The sequence below is a fragment of the Bradyrhizobium sp. ORS 375 genome (assembly GCF_000239775.1).
In the GTDB taxonomy this organism is placed as follows: Bacteria; Pseudomonadota; Alphaproteobacteria; order Rhizobiales; family Xanthobacteraceae; genus Bradyrhizobium.
The window spans coordinates 1-5,325 of sequence record NZ_CAFI01000415.1; the positions used below are offsets into that span (position 1 = coordinate 1).

Genomic DNA, 5,325 nt, shown 5'->3' on the forward strand with positions numbered 1-5,325 from the left:
CCGATATCGCGCCGCGCACGCGCCGCGAGCAGCTCGGCCGCGGCCGCGCCGCACATGCGGCCCTGGCAGCGGCCCATGCCGACGCGCGTCACCGCCTTCAGACGGTTGATCTCTGTGATTGCAAAGTCGCCGATCGCGCGCCGGGCCTCGCCCGCGCTGATCTCCTCGCAACGGCACAGGAGCGTCTCATCGGCGATGTCGTCGGCCCAGTGGGATGGAAAGGGAAAGGCGGCTTCGAGCGCTTCCCGCAGGCGATCGATTGTCGCGAGCGTGCGCTCGAGCGCGGTGGCCCGCGCGGCATCATGCGGCAAGCTGCGATCCTCCAGCAGCGCCAGCGCGGCGCGTTCGCCAGCGGCTTCCGCCGCATCGGCGCCAGCGATGCGCGCGCCGTCACCGGCGATATAGACGCCGGCAATGCTGCTGCGGCCACTGCCATCGCGCAGCGGCAGATGCGCGCGGTCGCGCGGATCGAAGCGGAAGGCGCAGCCGGCGAGATCGGCGGCTTGCGTCTCAGAGCGCAGATTGAGGCCATAACCAACGCCATCACAGACGATCGCGTGCTCACGCCCCGAGGACTGATAGACGATGCGCGTGACCCTGCCCTCGCCCTCGATGCGCAGCCTGGAGACGCCGGATTGGACGCGTGTGCCGCACAGGATCAGTTCCGCCGCCATGCGCAGGCCACGCAGCACGATCTCCGGCGCCAGCGGCAGGGCGCGCAGCAGATTGAGTTTCGCCGACCGCGGCGCGGCGTCGAGCACGGCCGCGACTTCGACGCCGGCCTTCATGTATTGCCAGGCGACGAGATAAAGCAGCGGGCCGGAGCCCGCGAACACCACGCGCTTGCCGATGGCGCAGCCCTGCGCCTTCAATGCGATCTGCGCGCCGCCCAGCGTGAACACGCCGGGCAAGGTCCAGCCGGGAATCGGCAGCACGCGATCGGTCGCGCCTGTCGCGAGGATCAGCCCGTCATAACTCACGCGCTGACTGACGCCATCGCGCAGAACGTCGGCGGCGCCATCGCGCAGATTCCACAGCAGCGCGTCAGGCCTGTAGTCGACCTCAGTGCCGAGCGCAGCAAAGTCGCGGTGCAGCCGCGAGGCCTTCGCCGCCTCCGAGCCGTAGCGCGCGTCGGCATCGCGGCCATCCGAGCTTAGCGGCTGGCGATAGATCTGGCCGCCGCAGGCGTGGCCCTCATCGATTACGACGGGTCGCAGACCGGCGCCGACCAGCGTGATGGCTGCGCGCATGCCCGCCGGGCCGGCGCCGACGATCAAAGGCGATGCGCGCTCAGCCATCGCTGCGCCTCCGCTGCGTGACGATGTGCATGCCTTCGGTGAGCGGAGTCGTGCAGGCGCGCAGCCGCTCGCCGCCGGCGAGTTGCACCCAGCAATCCTGGCAGGCGCCCATCTGGCAAAAGCCGGCGCGGGGCGCCCCCGAGAACTCGCTGTGGCGCAGCCGCTCGCCGAGACAAAGCACGGCCGTCAGCACCGTATCGCCGGCCCGACCCTCGCAGGGCACGCCGTCGAGGGTGAAGAAGATGACTGGATTGCCGGTGCGGGCGAGGCGATGCAGCAGCGGCATGGTCGTCAGCCTTGACCGACGAGGATCTTGTCGAGGCCGAAGATGCGATCCAGCAGCAGCATCGCCGCCGCCGTCACCGCGATCATCAGCGCCGAGACCGCCGCCATCATAGGGTCGATCGATTCGGTCGCGTACATGTACATGCGCACCGGCAACGTGACGGTCGCGGGCGAAGTGATGAAGATGGACATCGTGAGCTCGTCGAAGGAGTTGATGAAGGCGAGCAGCCAGCCGCCGGTGATGCCCGGGAGGATCATCGGCACGGTGATGCGTCGGAACACGATCCAGCCGGAGGCGCCGAGCGTCACGGCCGCCTGCTCCGCGCTGCGGTCGAGACCGGAGAGCGCGGCCAGGACGAGGCGGAGCACGTAGGGCGTGACCACGACGATATGGCCGGCCGTCAACCAGACGAGGCTGCCGGTGGCACCGATGAGCGCGAACAATCGCAGCAGCGCCACGCCTAGCACGAGATGCGGGATCATCAGCGGCGACAGGAACAGCGCGTTCAGCGCGGCGCGGCCGCGGAAGTCGTAGCGGTCGAGCGCGAGGCCGGCGGCGACCGCGAGCACCACGGCGATCGTCGCCGCTGTCGCGGCCACCCACAGGCTGTTGAAGAAGGAGGCGACGAAATCTGGATGATCGAACACGGCCGCGAACCAGCGCAGCGAGACGTGCGTCGTCGGCAGGGTCAGGGTGTTCGCGGGCGTGAAGGCAACGAGGCAGATCACGACGAGCGGCGCGAGCACGAAGCCCACGACGAGCGTGTGGAACAGCAAGGCGATCGGACCATTGCGGTGCATGCTGCTCACCCCAAGGTCCGTCGCGCGCGGGCTTCGACCACGCGCTGATAGGCCAGCATGATGACGAGATTGATGATCAGCACCAGGATCGCGATGGCTGCGCCGAGTGGCCAGTTCAGCTCGTGCATGTATTCGTCATAGACCAGGGTCGCCGCCATCTTCAGGCGGCGGCCGCCGAGCAGCGCGGGGATCGCGAAGGCCGAGGCCGAGAGGCCGAACACGACGAGGCTGCCGGACAAGATCCCCATCGTCACCTGCGGCAGCACCACGCGGCGCAGCGCCGTGAAGCGGGAGGCGCCGAGCGTCCAGGCTGCGGCCTCCACCATCGGATCGAGCTTCTGCAGCGAGGTCCAGACCGGGATGACCATGAACGGCAGCATCACATGCACCAGCGCGATCACGATCGCGGTCTCGGTGTAGAGGATCTTCACCGTGCCCGGGCCGAACGCGCGGAACGCCTCGTTGACGAGGCCGGTGGGCCCGAGCAGCATGCTCCAGCCGAAGGCACGCACCACCACCGACACCAAGAGCGGGCCGATGATCGCGAGCAGGAAGATCGAGCGCCAGGGCTCCCGCATGCGCGACAGGATGTAGGCCTCGGGCGCGCCGATGAGGGCGCAGATCAAGGTGGTCAGCGCCGCGAGCCGCAGGGTGCGCCAGAAGATGTTGAGGAAGTAGCCGTCGGAGAGGGTCGCGATGTAATGCGCCAGCGTGGTCTCGTCCTTCACGCCGCTGGCGGCGTCGTAGACGTGGAAAGACAGGATCAGCGTGAGTCCGAGCGGCACGAGCACGAGCGCCGTGAACAGCAGCGCACCGGGCGCGGCAAGCAGCCATGGCGTCGTGCTGGCGCGTGCGCTGTTCATGCCGGCTGCGCTCCCTCGGGCTTGGCGGCCTTGGCGCTCGATTTACTCCAGTCGAGCCCGACCGGATCGCCCTCGCGCGGCGGCTCCTCGCCGGCATTGGGCAGGGAGACGCCGATCAGTCCGGCATCTGTCTCGAGGGTGAAGAACCAGGCGCTGCCGAGGAAGAACCGCGCCTTGACCCGGCCGTCGAGCACGCCGGCGCCGGAGGATGTCAGCGTGATCTTCTCCGGCCGGATCGCCAGCACGGCGGAAGCCCCCTCGGTGAGACCTGCGCCATTGCAGGGCAGCACGCGGCCGTTGCTTTCGAAGCCGCTGCGACCCCAGACGCCGGGCAGCCGGTTCATCTTGCCGACGAAGGAGGAGATGAACGGCGTCGCCGGGCTTTCATAAAGGCGATAGGGCGCATCGACCTGCATGATGCGACCCTGCTCCATGACGACGACGCGGTCGCTCATCGACAGCGCCTCGCCCTGGTCGTGCGTCACCATGATCGTTGTGGTGCCGATGCGCTGCTGGATGCCGCGCAGCTCGAACTGCATCTCCTCGCGCAGCTTGGCGTCGAGATTGGACAAGGGCTCGTCGAGCAGCAGCACCGGCGGATCAATGACGAGCGCACGCGCCACTGCGACGCGCTGGCGCTGCCCGCCGGAGAGCTGACGCGGATAGCGATCGGCAAGCGCGGCGAGTTGCACCAGCACCAGCGCCTGCTTGACGCGGGCGTCACGTTCGGCACGCGGCACCTTGCGCATCTCGAGTCCGAAAGACACGTTCTGCGCCACCGTCATGTGCGGAAACAACGCGTAGCTCTGGAACACGATGCCGAGGCCACGGCGGTCGGGCTTCTCATGGGTGATGTCGCGGCCGTCGAGCATGATGCGGCCCGACGTCGGCTCGACGAGGCCTGCGATCATCTGCAGCGTCGTGGTCTTGCCGCAGCCGGAGGGGCCGAGCAGCGAGATGAACTCGCCCTTGGCGACGCTGAGATGGACGTCGCTGACCGCAGCGACATCGCCGTAGAGCTTCGTCAGGCCATCCAGCGACAGGAAACCCATCTGTCCTCGCGCGGGAGGCCTTTGCCAGGGATTAGCCGCCTCCGGGACGGATTTCACGCCGGGCCGCGATGCACCGTCAATCAAGAATTCCGATATCCTGAATTTATCTCAACCGAATTCTGATATATGAAATCTTTCACGATATCTTTCGCGTGACTTTCCTTCAGGCAGATGACGACCGCTGACACTGACTCCGCTTCCAGCCTGCGACGGGCTCTGAAACTGCTGCGCGTGCTCGCGGACGGCGATCCCGAGGGGCTGCGATTGAAGGACATCGCCGAGGCCACCGGCTGCAGCCAGCCGACGGCGCACCGCATGCTGCAGGATCTCGCCGCCGAGGGCTTTGCCGAGCAGGCGGCCGGCAAGCGCTATCGGCTGGCGCTCGATTTCTACGTGCTCGCCGCGCGGGCCGGTCAGGCCAGTGGCCTGCGCGAGGCCGCACGTCCGGCGCTGCTGCGGCTGTCCGCGACCTTGAGCGACACGATCTTCCTGCTGGTGCGCAACGGCTTCGATGCGGTGTGCCTGGACCGTGTCGAAGGACCGTTTCCGATCCGCTCCTTCACCGGCGACATCGGCGGCAAGGTGCCGCTCGGCCTCGGCCAGGGCAGCCTCGCCATGCTCGCCAACCTGCCAGAGGACGAGCAGGAGGCGGTGATCCGCTTCAACATCCCCCGCCTCCTCGACCGCGGCTTTCTCGACGAAGCCTCGCTGCGCAGCGCGCTGGCGCAGGCCCGCACCCGGGGCTGGGTCAACACCAGCACCGGCCTCATTCCCGGCATGGCCGGCGTCGGCGTGCCCGTGCTCGACGCGCAGGGCCGCGCGGTCGCCGCGCTCAGCGTGGGGACATTGGCGGAGCGCCTGAATGCGGATCGGCTGCCGCATGTCGTGAAGATCCTGCAAAGCGAGGCGCAGGCGCTGGCGGGGAAGCTCAATCCGTTCGACGTCGCCTTGCGCTATCCGTCGCGGAGCCTGAGCACGATCGGCGGGAGTTAGTATTCATGGATCCACGCCATGCATCTCCACGCC

Annotated in this window: 6 protein-coding genes; 1 reads left to right on the forward strand and 5 read right to left on the reverse strand. The window is 68.1% G+C overall.

The genetic code is table 11. The features are described from left to right. The 5 genes from BRAO375_RS27470 to BRAO375_RS27490 all read right to left on the reverse strand — a co-directional run. On the reverse strand, window positions 1-1,298 hold a 1,298-nt coding region (locus BRAO375_RS27470), incomplete at its 3' end, for an FAD/NAD(P)-dependent oxidoreductase (protein ID WP_035642577.1). Further along, a complete protein-coding gene (locus BRAO375_RS27475) occupies window positions 1,291-1,584 on the reverse strand; it encodes a (2Fe-2S)-binding protein (RefSeq protein WP_009030698.1) in 294 nt (97 codons plus the stop codon). The genes BRAO375_RS27475 and BRAO375_RS27470, both read right to left, overlap by 8 nt. 5 nt (window positions 1,585-1,589) lie before the next feature. Beyond that, window positions 1,590-2,384, reverse strand: a complete 795-nt coding sequence (locus tag BRAO375_RS27480; protein WP_035642578.1) for an ABC transporter permease — start codon at window positions 2,382-2,384, stop codon at window positions 1,590-1,592. A 5-nt stretch (window positions 2,385-2,389) separates the two neighbouring features. Further along, a complete protein-coding gene (locus BRAO375_RS27485) occupies window positions 2,390-3,247 on the reverse strand; it encodes an ABC transporter permease (RefSeq protein ID WP_009030700.1) in 858 nt (285 codons plus the stop codon). Beyond that, on the reverse strand, window positions 3,244-4,299 hold the full coding sequence (locus tag BRAO375_RS27490) for an ABC transporter ATP-binding protein (protein ID WP_009030701.1): 1,056 nt from the start codon (window positions 4,297-4,299) through the stop codon (window positions 3,244-3,246). The genes BRAO375_RS27485 and BRAO375_RS27490 overlap by 4 nt, the downstream gene beginning before the upstream one ends. Window positions 4,300-4,470: 171 nt before the next feature. On the opposite strand from BRAO375_RS27490, the gene BRAO375_RS27495 reads away from it, so the two are divergent. Then, window positions 4,471-5,292, forward strand: coding sequence for an IclR family transcriptional regulator (locus BRAO375_RS27495; protein ID WP_009030702.1), 822 nt, complete (start codon window positions 4,471-4,473; stop codon window positions 5,290-5,292). Window positions 5,293-5,325: the final 33 nt, after the last annotated feature.